The sequence below is a fragment of the Mycolicibacterium sp. 624 genome (assembly GCF_040548615.1).
In the GTDB taxonomy this organism is placed as follows: domain Bacteria; phylum Actinomycetota; class Actinomycetes; order Mycobacteriales; family Mycobacteriaceae; genus Mycobacterium.
Map to the genome: position 1 here is coordinate 1425757 of NZ_JBEPRZ010000001.1, position 13421 is coordinate 1439177.

The 13421-nt window shown below is 67.6% G+C and carries 13 protein-coding genes; 8 read left to right on the top strand and 5 right to left on the bottom strand.

Annotated elements, in window-relative coordinates; translation table 11 throughout:
- The first annotated feature begins 16 nt into the window (after positions 1 to 16).
- The 7 genes from ABIA65_RS06710 to ABIA65_RS06740 all read left to right on the top strand — a co-directional run bounded on the left by ABIA65_RS06710 (position 17) and on the right by ABIA65_RS06740 (position 6761).
- Positions 17 to 850, top strand: coding sequence for a sulfurtransferase (locus tag ABIA65_RS06710; protein WP_241402847.1), 834 nt, complete (start codon positions 17 to 19; stop codon positions 848 to 850).
- A 44-nt stretch (positions 851 to 894) separates the two neighbouring features.
- Positions 895 to 1923, top strand: a complete 1029-nt coding sequence (locus ABIA65_RS06715) for a metal ABC transporter solute-binding protein, Zn/Mn family (RefSeq protein WP_354523007.1) — start codon at positions 895 to 897, stop codon at positions 1921 to 1923.
- On the top strand, positions 1910 to 2683 hold the full coding sequence (locus tag ABIA65_RS06720) for a metal ABC transporter ATP-binding protein (protein ID WP_241402849.1): 774 nt from the start codon (positions 1910 to 1912) through the stop codon (positions 2681 to 2683). Before ABIA65_RS06715 ends, ABIA65_RS06720 begins: the two co-directional genes overlap by 14 nt.
- Positions 2683 to 3573 (top strand): metal ABC transporter permease, encoded by an 891-nt coding sequence (locus ABIA65_RS06725; RefSeq protein ID WP_354523008.1) that lies wholly within the window; start codon positions 2683 to 2685, stop codon positions 3571 to 3573. Before ABIA65_RS06720 ends, ABIA65_RS06725 begins: the two co-directional genes overlap by 1 nt.
- A 302-nt stretch (positions 3574 to 3875) precedes the next feature.
- Positions 3876 to 4976, top strand: coding sequence for an Rv3575c family transcriptional regulator (locus tag ABIA65_RS06730; RefSeq protein ID WP_241402851.1), 1101 nt, complete (start codon positions 3876 to 3878; stop codon positions 4974 to 4976).
- A 97-nt stretch (positions 4977 to 5073) separates the two neighbouring features.
- Positions 5074 to 5523, top strand: coding sequence for an RrF2 family transcriptional regulator (locus ABIA65_RS06735; protein WP_241402852.1), 450 nt, complete (start codon positions 5074 to 5076; stop codon positions 5521 to 5523).
- A complete protein-coding gene (locus ABIA65_RS06740) occupies positions 5520 to 6761 on the top strand; it encodes an NO-inducible flavohemoprotein (RefSeq protein ID WP_354523009.1) in 1242 nt (413 codons plus the stop codon). The genes ABIA65_RS06735 and ABIA65_RS06740 overlap by 4 nt, the downstream gene beginning before the upstream one ends.
- A gap of 10 nt (positions 6762 to 6771) precedes the next feature.
- Here ABIA65_RS06740 and ABIA65_RS06745 read toward each other — a convergent pair whose 3' ends face one another.
- Genes ABIA65_RS06745 through kstR form a run of 3 tightly spaced genes read right to left on the bottom strand, consistent with a single transcriptional unit; the run spans position 6772 to position 9236 of the window.
- Entirely contained in the window at positions 6772 to 7719 is a 948-nt protein-coding gene (locus ABIA65_RS06745) for a phosphotransferase (RefSeq protein ID WP_241405453.1), read from the bottom strand.
- A 43-nt stretch (positions 7720 to 7762) separates the two neighbouring features.
- Entirely contained in the window at positions 7763 to 8506 is a 744-nt protein-coding gene (gene otsB / locus ABIA65_RS06750) for a trehalose-phosphatase (protein WP_354523010.1), read from the bottom strand.
- A gap of 43 nt (positions 8507 to 8549) precedes the next feature.
- On the bottom strand, positions 8550 to 9236 hold the full coding sequence (kstR, locus tag ABIA65_RS06755; protein WP_241402855.1) for a cholesterol catabolism transcriptional regulator KstR: 687 nt from the start codon (positions 9234 to 9236) through the stop codon (positions 8550 to 8552).
- A gap of 198 nt (positions 9237 to 9434) precedes the next feature.
- Between kstR and ABIA65_RS06760 the strand changes: the two genes are divergently transcribed.
- Entirely contained in the window at positions 9435 to 11567 is a 2133-nt protein-coding gene (locus ABIA65_RS06760) for an acyl-CoA dehydrogenase family protein (RefSeq protein ID WP_354523011.1), read from the top strand.
- 79 nt (positions 11568 to 11646) lie between these two features.
- On the opposite strand, the gene ABIA65_RS06765 is transcribed toward ABIA65_RS06760, so the two are convergent.
- Together ABIA65_RS06765 and ABIA65_RS06770 are read right to left on the bottom strand one after the other, a co-directional pair.
- Positions 11647 to 12189: a hypothetical protein gene (locus ABIA65_RS06765; RefSeq protein WP_354523012.1), complete on the bottom strand. Its 543-nt coding sequence runs from the start codon at positions 12187 to 12189 to the stop codon at positions 11647 to 11649.
- 111 nt (positions 12190 to 12300) lie between these two features.
- Positions 12301 to 13362 (bottom strand): 2Fe-2S iron-sulfur cluster-binding protein, encoded by a 1062-nt coding sequence (locus tag ABIA65_RS06770; RefSeq protein ID WP_354523013.1) that lies wholly within the window; start codon positions 13360 to 13362, stop codon positions 12301 to 12303.
- Between the last annotated feature and the right edge of the window lie 59 nt (positions 13363 to 13421).

Below are 13421 nucleotides of genomic sequence, written 5' to 3' on the forward strand. Positions count from 1 at the left end.
GTGGGAGGATTGCTCTGTGAGTTCCCGCCGTGACGACGTCCTGATCACCGCGACCGAACTTCGACGGCTGCTAGCCGCGGGTGAGCGGGTGAGCCTGCTGGACGTGCGATGGCAACTCGCCGAACCCGACGGTCGTGCCGCGCACAGTGCCAGCCACCTCCCGGGTGCTGTGTACGTCTCGCTCGATGACGAGCTCAGCGACCACTCCGTGCAGGGGCGAGGCCGCCACCCGCTTCCATCGGGGGCCGCTGTGGGGCAGGCCGCGCGGCGCTGGGGCATTCGCCCGGGTGTGCCGGTGGTGGTCTACGACGACTGGAACCGTGCCGGGTCATCCCGCGCGTGGTGGGTTCTTACGGCGGCGGGCATCCCCGGTGTGCGGATTCTCGACGGGGGGCTGGCTGCATGGACGGCGATCGGTGGTGAACTCGAAACCGGCACGCCCACAGTTCAATCCAGTGATGTGTCGGCCGACTACGATGATCTGTATCTCGGCGCGCTGCCCACGCTGACCGCTGACGGTGCGGCCAGGCTCGGGCCGCGCCTGGTCGATGCGCGGGCGCCGGAGCGCTTCCGCGGCGAGTCCGAACCGGTCGACCCGGTGGCCGGTCACGTTCCCGGCGCCACCAATGTGCCGAGCACGTCATTGCTGGCCGCAGACGGCACGTTCCTGCCCGATCCCGATCTGAGCCGGGCGCTGCGCGACGCGACGGGGGCGTACTGCGGATCGGGTGTGACGGCGGCGGTCGTGGTCGCGGCGTCGGCGGCGGTCGGCTCGCCGGTGGCCCTGTTCCCCGGTTCCTGGTCGGAGTGGTCTGCGGACACGTCGCGCCCGGTGGCCACCGGGGACTGAGCGGGGGCTCTGCGCGTTGACGCCACCCGATGCGGCACAACTTAATGGAAACGGTTATCGTTATCGCTGTGCTGATCACCTCGCGCCGCCGCGTCGCCGCCGCCCTACTCCTGGCCTCACCGTTCGCCCTGATTGCATGTGGCAGCAGCGGGGACGATGCGACGAGGGCCACGGCGACCTCGGACGCGCCGCCGTGCCCGGTGACACCCGTCGAGGTCCTGGTCAGCGTCGACCAGTGGGGCGAGATCGTCTCTGAACTCGGCGGGGCGTGCGCGAACGTCACGACCCTGTTGGCCAGCTCATCGGTCGACCCGCACGACTACGAGCCGTCCCCGGCCGACGCCGCGAAGTTCGGTGACGCGCAGTTGATCGTCATAAACGGCGGTCACTACGACGAGTGGGCGGCCAAGCTGGCCGCCAGCTCCGCCCCCGGGGTCCCAGTGGTGGACGCCGTCGAACTCACGGCCCATGACGAGGCCGGGCACGACGAGGCCGGTCACGACGAGGCCGGGCATGACGAGGCCGGGCACGATCACGGCGCGCAGAACCCGCACGTCTGGTACGACCCCGCGGCCGTCACGACCGTCAGCGACGCCGTCACCACGGAGTTCAAGAAGCTCGCACCGCAGGCCGCCGACTACTTCACGCAGCGGCGCACCGACCTCGGGCAGGCGTTCGCGTCGTACGACGAGGCCGTCGCCGCGATCAAGGGATCCGCGACCGGCAAGACCTACGCCGCGACGGAGGCCGTGTTCGACCCCATGGCGGCAGCGCTCGGCCTGCAGAACAAGACCCCGCAGGGCTACCAGACCGCCTCCAACAACGAGACCGACCCGTCGCCGGCTGACCTCAATGCGTTCCTGAGCTTGCTGCGCGACAAGGGTGTCGACGTGCTGATCTACAACACCCAGACGCAGGGCTCGGTCCCGGAGCAGATTCGCGGCGCAGCCGAGCAAGCGGGCGTTCCGGTGGTGGAAGTGACTGAAACGGTGACACCCGGCGCGGATTCGTTCGAGGCTTGGCAGGTGGACCAACTGACTTCACTGGCCAAGGCACTCGGTGTCGACATCTGAGCCCGTGGCGCTGTCCCTCGATGACGTCAGCGTCGTTCGCGGCGGCCGGCTGATCTGGTCGGAGGGCACATTCGAGGTGCCTGCGGGCGGCATCGTCGCGGTCATCGGATCGAGCGGTTCGGGCAAGACCACGTTGTTGCACGCGGTGCTGGGGATGATCCCGACGGCGTCCGGGGAGATCCGGGTGCTCGGCAAGCCGCCGGGCGAGGCCACCGGGCTCATCGGCTATGTCCCACAGAACTACGCGGCCGCGGCCGGCGGCGCGATCAGGGCCCGTGACGCAGTGATGCTCGGACTGACCGGCAACCGTTGGGGTTTCGGCAGGCCCGAGGCTGCACAGCGTCGGCGGGTGGACGAGATCCTGAAGGCAGTCGACGCGGGCGACTTTGCCTCGCGTCGGCTGTCACAACTCTCCGGCGGTCAGCGTCAGCGCATCGCCATCGCCGCGGCGCTCGTCGGAAGGCCGCGACTGCTCATCCTCGACGAGCCGTTGACGTCGCTCGACGTGCGCAACCAGCGCGCCATCGTCGGACTGCTGGCCAGGATCCGGGATGACTTCGGCGTCACCATCATCGTTGTCGCCCACGATCTCAACCCGCTGCTGGGGATCCTCGACGGCGCGATCTACCTGCTCGACGGGCATGCCCACTTCGACACCATGGACGAGGTCGTCGACGAGGAACTGCTGACCCACCTGTATGGCACGTCGATCCAGGTCGTGCACACCCCGCAGGGCGAGCTCTACATGCGGAGCGTGTGATGTCGGTATCGGTCGTGGCGCTGGGCTATCAGCACAACTGGTGGGACATCTTGACGTCGGACTTCATGCGCAACGCACTGGTCGGCGGCACGCTGGTCGCGTTGGCGGCCGGCTTGATCGGCTACTTCATCATCGTGCGCAACAGCGCGTTCGCGGCACATGCTTTGGCGCACATCGGTTTTCCGGGTGCCACCGGTGCGGTCCTGCTCGGCATTCCCGTGACGGCAGGCCTTGCGGTGTTCTGCGTCGGTGGCGCACTGGTCATCGGTGCGCTGGGCAAGCGGGCCGATGAACGCGAGGTCGCGACGGGCACCGTGCTGGCCGCGGCGACGGGCCTCGGGCTGTTCTTCAGCTCGCTGGCGACCAAGAGCAGCAGCACCGTCACCAACGTCCTGTTCGGCAATCTGCTCGCGGTGACGCATCAGCAGTTGCTGACCTTCGGTGTGGGCCTCGCGGTGATTGCCGCCGTGGTCGCCTTCATCTACCGGCCGCTGCTGTTCGCGTCGGTCAACCCCGAGGTCGCTGAGGCCAAGGGGGTGCCGGTGCGGGCGCTGTCCGTGATCTTCATGGTGCTGTTGGGGCTGTCAGTGACGATGGCCGTGCAGGCCGTCGGCACGCTGCTGTTATTTGCGCTGGTTGTGACGCCTGCGGCGACCGCGATCCTGATCACGGCGCGGCCTGGATCAGCCATGGTGCTGGCGACGGTGCTGGCGGTCGGGTCGGTGTGGGTGGGTCTGGCCGTCTCGGCGATGTTCAACGTGCCGCCGAGTTTCGTGATCACCACCATCGTGACGGTCATCTGGCTGGCGGTGTGGGCGGTTGGGCAGCGCCGCGGCCGTGACCGCAGTGTGCCGGTGCCGACACACGGCGGCGCGCCCGCCGATATCTGACGGCAAACGACCTCACTGCCGAGAAACGTAGGGGTTTCCCCGATTCCTCTGACGCTGCGCTGCTGCCACTATCAACGCGGCGGTCGTTCGGGGTCGCCACCGCGGGTCGATGCACGTCGCGAGGGGGACGGCGGGTTCGATTTGAGTTTCTGGACGGCGACGTGCGAGGGGTCGCCGTCGTCCAGGGAGCTGGGTCTGTGCGCACGGAAACCCGGCCCGGTGGCGACGCCCGGACGTATCCCTGTCGCCCAATCCCTCGCCATGCGCCTGAGCAGGCGATCACTCGTCTACCCTCATGGAGCATGTCCAGAGGACCAATGCCCCGCCGTCGGGCGACCCTGGCATCGTTGGCCGCCGAACTCAAGGTTTCGCGGACCACAATCTCCAATGCCTACAACCGGCCAGACCAACTGTCGGCCGATCTGCGCGAGCGTGTCATGGCTACCGCCAAGCAGATGGGCTATCCGGGCCCCGACCCCGTGGCACGCTCCCTGCGGACGCGGCGAGCGGGTGCGGTCGGCCTGATGATCACCGAACCGCTGAGCTATTGGTTCAACGATCCGGCGGCCCTCGACTTCGTGGCGGGTCTCGCCGAATCGTGTGAGGAGGCCGGTCAGGGTCTTCTCCTCGTCGCCGCGGGCCCCAACCGCACCGTGAGCGACGGCACCGCTGCGGTCCTGTCCGCCGGGGTCGACGGCTTCGTGGTGTACTCCGCATCCGACGACGACCCGTACCTTCCCGTGGTGGCGCAGCGTGCGCTGCCCCTGGTGGTCGTCGACCAGCCCAAGGACGTGACCGGCGCGTCGCGCGTCTGTATCGACGACCGCGCCGCGATGCGCGAGATCGCCGATCACGTCATCGGTCTGGGGCACCGCGAGATAGGCCTTCTCACAATGCGTCTGGGGCGGGAGTGGCCGCACGGCGAGCGCGCGGCCGCGGTGGCCGATGCCGAGCGGGTGCAGACATCGCACTTCCACGTTCAAAGTGAGCGTGTGCACGGTGTCTATGACGCCCTGGCGGCCGCGGGGCTGAAACCCGAATCGCTGACCGTCGTGGAGAGTTCCGAGCACCTCCCGACCTCGGGTGGTATCGCCGCGGAGGTGGCGCTGGAGGCCAATCCGCGCGTGACGGCGCTGATGTGCACCGCCGACGTTCTCGCGTTGTCGGCGATGGACCAACTCCGCTCGCGGGGCATCTACGTGCCAGGCCAGATGACGGTGACGGGTTTCGATGGCATCCCCGACGCGTTGGCGCGGGGCCTCACCACGGTCCGCCAGCCCAGCGTCCAGAAGGGTCTGCGGGCGGGTCGTCTGCTGCACGATCCGCCGCGCTCCGGGCTTCCGGTGATTGAGGTGCTCGACACCGAACTCGTCCGCGGTCGCACGTCCGGACCGCCTGCCTGAGCGCTTTGCGCAGGTCAAAAAACCGCGTGTGACGTGGTGTTAAAGCGCATAGTCGTAAAACTCGCATTTCAGATGCGGAATTAATACCGTCGGACGCATGCAGCTGACACGGTTCACCGATCTTGGCCTCCGCGCCATGATGCTGCTGGCTGCGGGCGAGTCCAATGATCGCCGCGTCACCTCCCGCATGATCGCGGCCGGCGCGGGCGCCTCTGAGCACCATGTCGCCAAGGCGGTGTCGCGCCTGGTCGATCTCGGCATGGTCAACGCCCGGCGTGGACGCGTCGGGGGACTCGAGCTCACCGATGCCGGGCGCGATGCCTCGATCGGCTGGCTGATCCGCCAGCTCGAGGGAGATCGGGAGGTCGTCGAATGCGGTGGCGACGATCCCTGCCCGCTCATCGCGGCGTGCCGGCTGCGCCGTGCGCTGAATGACGCCAAGGAGGCCTTCTACTCCGAACTCGACCGCCACACCGTCGCCGATCTCGCCGGAAGCCCAAGTCTGCCCATCGTTTTGCAAACAATCGAAAGAAGGGAACACCAATGACCGTCACCCTGCCAGAGCCGCCCATCGTCAACGATGAACTCGAGCCGCACCATGCCGAGGTGATCAAGGCGACCCTGCCGCTGGTCGGGGCGAACATCGGTGAGATCACCACGGTGTTCTATCGGACGTTGTTCGCCAATCACCCTGCGCTGATTCGCAATCTGTTCAATCGGGGCAACCAGGCGCAAGGCGCACAGCAGCGGGCACTGGCGGCGTCGATCGCGACCTTCGCGACGCACCTCATCGACCCGGAGCTGCCCCATCCGTCGGAGCTGCTGTCACGGATCGGGCACAAGCACGCATCGTTGGGCATCACGGCCGACCAGTATCCGATCGTGTACGAGAACCTCTTCGCGGCGATCGTCGAGGTGCTCGGCGCCGACACGGTGACCGCCGATGTCGCTGCGGCATGGGACCGGGTGTACTGGATCATGGCCAACACCCTGATCGCACTGGAGCGCGACCTCTACGCCGCCGCGGGTGTGGCCGACGGTGACGTCCATCGGCGGGCAGCGGTGGTGTCCCGGGTCGACGACCCATCCGGTGCCGTGCTGCTGTCGGTCCGCCCCATCGGCGGACCGATCCCCGATAATGTTCCCGGACAGTACATTTCAGTCGGCGTGACAATGGCAGATGGTGCACGCCAGCTACGGCAGTACAGTCTGGTCAACGCGCCAGGAGCCGAGGAACTCACGTTCGCGGTGAAGCCGGTCAACGCTGATGGCGACGCTCCCGCGGGCGAGGTGTCCACCTGGATCAGGGCCAATGTCCGGGTGGGTGACCTGCTCGACATCACGATGCCGTTCGGGGATCTGCCCGTGCCCGACAGTGCGCAGCGTCCGACGGTGCTGGTGTCGGCGGGTATCGGCATCACCCCGATGATCGGGCTGCTCGAGTACTTCGCCGCGCAGACACCCGATCGCCAGGTCCATGTCCTACACGCCGACCGAGGCGACCAGGAGCATCCGCTGCGGGAACGGCAACAGGAGTTGGTGTCGCAGTTGCCCAACGCCACCCTCGACATCTGGTACGAGGACGGCCTGACCGGTGAGCGCGCCGGCGTGCACGCCGGACGCATGGTTCTCTCCAACGTGTCCGTGCCCGCGGGCGCCGAGGTATACCTCTGCGGCAATGACGGATTCGTCCGGGCGGTGCGGGCCCAGCTGACCGACCTCGGGGTGCCCGCCGAGCAGGTGCACTGCGAGCTGTTCAGCCCGAACGACTGGCTGCTGGGCTAGACGCAGGCACCTAGGACGGGATCTCGCGCAGTGGTGGGCCTGCCCGCCACTGCGCGAGGATCGGCTGCACGCCCTCCGTCAGCATCGGCAGCTGTGGAGCCATGGCCAGACACGCGACCACTGCCAGCAGGCCCGCGGCGTCGGTGACGCGCAGAACCCGGCCGTCCAGCGGGCGCAGACCCAATGGCGTGGCCGCCTCGTTGTAGGCGGCCACGCCCTCGGGTCCCACCATGGCAAGGTCGGACTCGACGGCACCCATGGTGACGAGTTCGAAGTCCGACCACAGTTCGCCATCAGCGGTCGTGATCATGTTGTGGTACGGCGCATCTCCGTGAATCGGCTGGATCTCGACACCGGGGAAGGTCGACTCGAACGCCGACCGTGACGTGAGCACGGGCTCGAGAACGGACCACTCTCGCTGTGCCCGTTCGAGATCGCCTGCATCGAGGAGGTCGGGGAGATGCTCCAACGCCGCCAAACCGTCAGGAATGTAGGTGCCGAACGGTGCCCAGAACCCCAGCCCCTCACCGGGGTAGTCGCGCAGCACCGCATGTAGCCGCGCCGTCTGCTCGACACGTGTGACCATGTCCGGTTCGACATCGGCCACCTGATCGACGTACTGCCAGAACGTCATCGAGAAGCCCTCGCGCCGAACAGGTTCACGCGGCACCAGTGGGCTCGGCGGTACGACGGGATGGCCGTTGTCGGCGAGCCACCCCGCCACCGACAACTCTGAACGCTGCTGTGCGGTCTGGGATTCGGGGTCCGCAGTCTGTGATGGCGGCAGCACGGTCGGCACTCGAACCACAACGGGTGCCGGGTCCAGGTGCACGATGACGGAGAACACGTCGTAGAGCACTCGCGGACTCGCGACCCGGAGCCCGAGATCGCGGCCCGCGGACGTTGCGGCGGCAACTGCGCGTGCGGTTCGTGCGGCAATCTGCTCAGGGGTCAGCACCGTGCCCAGTATGACGCTCAAACACCTGCTCGTCGAGCCGATTTCAGCTGCGCCGCGCGGCGAGCAGGTAGGCCAGTACGTCGGCCACGTCATCCGGGGTGCCGATGCGGAAGCCCGCCGCCGTGTCACCCGGGCCGACCTTGATCCCGATATCGTCCTCGCGCATTCGGCGAAAGGCCTTCTCGTCGGTGACATCGTCGCCGAGGAACACCACGACTGTCGCCGAGGTCTGCTCGCGCAGGATGTCGACGGCCTCGCCCTTGTCGGTGTCGATGACGGCGAACTCCAGCACGGCCTTGCCCGCCGTGACGTGTGCGTCCCATTCGGTGGACGCAGCACGTGCGGCTGCCAGCGCTGCCTCGCCGTCGGCATCGCTGGCGTTGCGAATGTGCAGGGCGACGCTGGCCGGCTTGGTCTCCACGGCGACACCGGGACGATTCGTCGCTATCGCGTCCAGTTCGGCGACCATCCGGCCGAGCAGCGTCTCGTCCACGTCGTGGGCGAAGCCGCTCAAGAACTCCGCGCCGTGGCTCCCCACCAGATGGACACTCGGCGGCATCGCCGACAGGTCACGCAGCACGCCCAGCGCACGTCCCGACACCAGCGCGGTGTGGGTGTCGGGCAGGTCGGCGAGCGCGATGAGGGCCTCCGCCGCAGCGGGCAACGCACGAGCCGCGGCGGGATCGTTGACGATGGGTGCGAGCGTCCCGTCGAAGTCCGACGTGACGAGCAGGCGCGGTGTCGCGGCGGCGACGTCGAGCGCCCCGATGAGTTCTGCCGGTAGCACCCCTACATCCTCCCCGGCCGCTGCGCTCCTGCCGGCCGCCGGGTCAGATCTTGGGGTGTTCCCCGTCGCCTATCAGCAGTCGCACGGCGAGATCGAGTCGCTTGCTGACGTCGGTGGCCGAGGCCCTGCGGGTCAGCCAGGCCAGCAGGTTCGAAAGCCAGACATCGGAGATGACGCGGGCGATGTGGTACTGATCCTCGGTCGGCTCGCCGTCGCTCATCGCCCTGGCGAACATCGAGTCCATCAGCTTGCCGACGTGATCGACCTCACCGGCCGCCGACGCGTCGGCGAACACGAATGCACGCGTCATCGCCTCGGTCAGCAGGGGATTGCGTTGCATCGAGCGGTTGAGCTTGCCGACCATGATGTTGAGTCGCTGGTACGGCGTCCCGCCGGTGAGGGAGGCCCGGTCGGTCTTGGCGTCGATGCGCTCGAACTCCCGGCCCAGGGCAGACACCAGCAGGTGCACCTTGGACGGGAAGTAGCGATACAGGGTGCCGACGGCGACGTCGGCGCGTTCTGCGACGGCCCGCATCTGGACGGCCTCGTAGCCGCCCTTGGAGGCAATGGCCAGGGTGGCGTCGAGGATGCGTTTGCGTCGCTCGCGCTGAGCTTCGGATCCGAGTTCGGATTCAGCTAGGACAGCCACGTTCGTCACCTGGCGTGGGCCGGTGGTCGAATCCGACCCCGAACCCGAGTTGGTCGCTGCTGGCAGCGAAGTCCCTGACATTCGGCGGTCAGCTCCTTCTCCTTGCACACTAGGTGGAAAGGATACGCATTCCGATCTCTGATTTCCCACCTCCGTGCCCCTGGGACCCTCTAGGTGTCCTGCCGTTATGGCGGTCGACTTGACGTTCGAACGCTGTCACCATTAGAACACGTTCTAGTGAGAAGCAACGTTTTCTCGCATAAGGCTAGGAGGCTCGAGATGGCTGCTTCTCTTGCGGCGGGAACCGCACCAGGCACCGACGAACAGTTTGCTGCGCGTGAACTCGTCCGGAGCTGGGCTGCGACATCCGGGTCGATCCAGGCGGTACGCGCCGTCGAGGAGGGCAACCCCGACGCGTGGCGGACCCCATACCGGGGTCTGGCCGATCTCGGGCTCTTCGGCGTCGCGGTTGACGAGGAACGCGGTGGAGCCGGCGGCAGCATCGAGGACCTCGGCGCGATGGTCGCCGAGGCCGCCGCTGCGCTGGTGCCCGGTCCCGTCGTGACGACGGCGCTGGCCACCCTCGTGGTCACCGACGAGGCGCTGCTCGACGCGCTCGTCTCCGGTGAGCGCACGGCGGGTGTGGCGCTGCGCTCCGACATCACCTTCGATTCGGCGGCGGGCACCGCGACCGGTAGCGCCGCATTCGTGACCGGTGGGGAACCGGGCGGCGTGCTGATACTGCCCGCAGGCGATGGCTGGCTGGTGGTCGACGCGACCGCCACCGGTGTCACGGTCGAACCGCTGGCGGCCACCGACTTCTCCCGCCCGCTGGCCAGTGTTGAACTGTCGGCTGCACCGGCCTCGGTTATCGACATGACGTATCAGCGGGTGGCCGACCTGACCGCGACGCTGCTGGCCGCCGAGGCAGCGGGCCTGTCGCGCTGGATGGTCGAGACCGCGACCGAGTACGCGAAGGTCCGCGAGCAGTTCGGCAAGCCCATCGGCAGCTTCCAGGCCGTCAAGCACATGTGCGCGGAGATGCTGCTGCGCTCCGAGCAGATCTCGACAGCGGCCGCCGACGCGGCGAGCGCCGTGTCGGATCCCGAGCCCGACCAGCTCTCGATCGCGGTCGCGGTCGCGTCGGCCGTCGGGATCGAGGCCGAGAAGGACAATGCGCGTGACTGCATCCAGGTTCTCGGCGGGATCGGCTTCACCTGGGAACACGACGCCCATCTGTACCTGCGGCGGGCCTACGCCAACGCCCAGTTCCTGGGCGGCAGGTCATTCTGGTTGCGGCGGTGCGCGCAGCTGACGCGTGCCGGTGTGCGTCGGCACCTGCACGTCGATGTGAGCGGTGCCGAGGGCATTCGAGCGGAGGTCGCCGCGACCGCCGCCGATATCGCCGCCCTGCCGGCGGAGAAGCGTCAGGCCGCGCTCGCCGAGACCGGCCTGATGGCCCCGCACTGGCCAAAGCCCTACGGCCGGGATGCGACTCCCGCCGAGCAATTGGTGATCGATCAGGAACTCGAGGCCGCCGGCGTGGTCAGGCCCGACATCTCGATCGGCTGGTGGGCCGCGCCGACGATCTTCGGCCACGGCAGCCCCGAGCAGATCGAGAGGTTCATTCCCGGCACGCTCAACGGCGACGTCTACTGGTGCCAGCTCTTCAGTGAGCCGGGTGCGGGTAGTGACCTTGCGGCGTTGCGCACCAAGGCCGTTCGCACCGAGGGGGGCTGGAAGCTGACCGGGCAGAAGGTCTGGACGTCGAACGCGCACCGCGCCGACTGGGGCATCTGCCTGGCCCGCACCAACCCCGACGTGCCCAAGCACAAGGGCATCACCTACTTCCTGGTGGACATGAAGTCGGCGGGCATCGACATCCGGCCGCTGCGCGAGATCACCGGCGAGGCACTGTTCAACGAGGTGTTCTTCGACGACCTGTTCGTCCCCGACGACATGGTTGTCGGACCCGTCGACGGCGGCTGGCCGCTTGCCCGCACCACGCTGGCCAACGAGCGCGTGGCGATCGCCGCCGGCGGTGCGCTCGACAAGGGCATGGAGCACTTGCTCGCCATGATCGGCGACGCCGAACTCGACCCGGTCGACACGGACCGGATCGGCGCACTGATCGTCCTGGCACAGGTCGGCTCTCTTCTCGACCAGTTGATCGCGAAGATGGCCGTCGGGGGCCACGACCCGGGTGCTCCGTCGAGCGTGCGCAAGTTGATCGGCGTGCGGTACCGGCAGCGGCTGGCCGAGGCGATCATGGACTCCGAACCGGGTGCGGGCATCGTGGATTCGCCCGATGTCCGCTACTTCCTCAACAGCCTGTGCCTGTCCATCGCGGGCGGCACCGAGCAGATCCTGCTCAACCTCGCGGGCGAGCGGTTACTGGGTCTGCCGCGCTGACCCCTGTTTCTCCCGCGAGCAGACACAAAACTGCCCCTTTTCACGCGAAAAGGGGCAGTTTTGCGTCTGCTCGGCAGTCTCAGTAGGTCGTCTGCGCGCAGGCGGTCGGTGTGGTGAGGTTCACCGTGCCGTAGACCACCTGGATGTATGAGCACACGATGTAGTCGGCGTCGGTCTTGGGCCGGCCGGTCGACCAGTCGGTGGTGCGGGTGCTGCCGTGCAGCATGAACTTCTCCGGCGGGCCGCTGCCGGCGTAGACAGTCGCGAACTGAGTGTCGTTGATGGACTTGAACATCCGAGTGTTCGGCGCGTTGAAGTCCGAATCCATGTACATGTCGCGGTCCATCGACCGCACCGTGGTGCTCTGCTTGCCGTAGAAGTCCCAGGGGAAGGGGATCGGCCCGTCGGGTCCGCGCAGGTTCGCCGCGGTGGTGAAGTAGCACTGATTCTCGGCGAGAACGCAATTGGCCGTCGTGTGCATCTCCAGCGTGACCACCGGATCGATGGGGATCGATGCTGTCGCACTGTTCTCCGCCGCGGCCGACACCGCCATCGGCGTGACGAGTGCCAGCGTCAGCCAGGACGCCGAGAGCAAGGCAGCGCTGGTGGCGAGCCGCTTCATATTGTTCCTCACACATTCTCCCGAGTCGCTGCGCTCTGACCCGCGATCACTTCTTCCCGAGTCGCTGCGCTCCTGCCCGCCGATGCGGTCGGGCCCACGTTAGCCCGCGCTCTACTCGTCATAGGTGACTTCGACCGAATCGGACTTCGGGATCGCCTGGCAGCCCAGGATCAGGCCCTCCTCGAGATCGGACGCCTCGAGCACGTCATTGATCTCCATGTCGACCTCGCCGCTCTTCAGCAGCACCGCGCAGGCGCCGCAGTGCCCCTCGCGGCAGGAGAACGGCGCGTCGAGGCCCTTGTCCAACAGCACGTCGAGCAACTTGGCACTACGTGGCCAACGGATCTCGTGGGTCTCGCCGTCGAGTGTCACCACGGCGGTGGCGGGGCCGCGGTCGTCGTCGTCGGAGTCATCGATCACCACAGCCGCGAACGGGTCGGACTCCAGTGACTTGAACACCTCGACATGGATCCGATCGGGCGCGGTGCCCGCGGCATTGAGTGCTTCCTGCGCGCCGGCCATGAACGGGCCGGGGCCGCAGATGAACGCCTCGTGGCCCACGTACGGCGACACCAACGTGGCGAGCGCGGCCGCGGACGGCAGTCCCTGCACCGTCTCAAGCCAGTGCACGACCGTCAGCCGGTCGGGGTACTTCGCCGCCAGGTCGCGCAGCGCGCCGGCAAAGATCACCGACTTCTCATCGCGGTTGGCGTAGACCAGCACCACCTTGCCGGAGCCCTCGGACAGCGCGGACTTGCAGATCGCCATCATCGGCGTGATACCGCTGCCCGCGGCCATCAGGAGGAAGTCGGTGTCGAGCGTCTTGGGCACGAAGGTGCCCGACGGCGCGAGCACGTGGATGCGCATACCGGCGTGGGCGTTATCGCACAACCAGTGCGACGCGTATCCCCCGTCGGTGCGCTTGACGGTGACCGTGAGCGCGTCGTCGGTGTAGGGCGAGCTACTCAGTGAGTAGCAGCGCGCCACCGACCCGGTGCGGTCACTGGGCACCCGCAGCGTGAGGAACTGGCCGGGCGCATATCGCAGCCGGTCGGCCGGTACGTCGGCTCCGTCCGGCGTCTTGAACACGAGCGATCGCGCATCCGCGGTCTCCTCGATGACGCCCGCCAACTCCAGTTCGAGCACGTGGTTGCCGAGTGGCTCGTCCGTCACGGTCCGTCCCCTCTCGTCACGTTGTATGGCCAGAACTAGAACATGTTACAAAAATGCGC

What these genes read in the sequence shown, in the direction of transcription:
- ABIA65_RS06715 (WP_354523007.1), top strand. Translation starts at nt 895, where the DNA reads ATGGAAACGGTTATCGTTATCGCTGTGCTGATCACCTCGCGCCGCCGC.
- ABIA65_RS06725 (WP_354523008.1), top strand. Translation starts at nt 2,683, where the DNA reads ATGTCGGTATCGGTCGTGGCGCTGGGCTATCAGCACAACTGGTGGGAC.
- ABIA65_RS06730 (WP_241402851.1), top strand. Translation starts at nt 3,876, where the DNA reads ATGTCCAGAGGACCAATGCCCCGCCGTCGGGCGACCCTGGCATCGTTG.
- ABIA65_RS06735 (WP_241402852.1), top strand. Translation starts at nt 5,074, where the DNA reads ATGCAGCTGACACGGTTCACCGATCTTGGCCTCCGCGCCATGATGCTG.
- ABIA65_RS06740 (WP_354523009.1), top strand. Translation starts at nt 5,520, where the DNA reads ATGACCGTCACCCTGCCAGAGCCGCCCATCGTCAACGATGAACTCGAG.
- kstR (WP_241402855.1), bottom strand. Translation starts at nt 9,236, where the DNA reads ATGTCAGGGACTTCGCTGCCAGCAGCGACCAACTCGGGTTCGGGGTCG.
- ABIA65_RS06760 (WP_354523011.1), top strand. Translation starts at nt 9,435, where the DNA reads ATGGCTGCTTCTCTTGCGGCGGGAACCGCACCAGGCACCGACGAACAG.
- ABIA65_RS06765 (WP_354523012.1), bottom strand. Translation starts at nt 12,189, where the DNA reads ATGAAGCGGCTCGCCACCAGCGCTGCCTTGCTCTCGGCGTCCTGGCTG.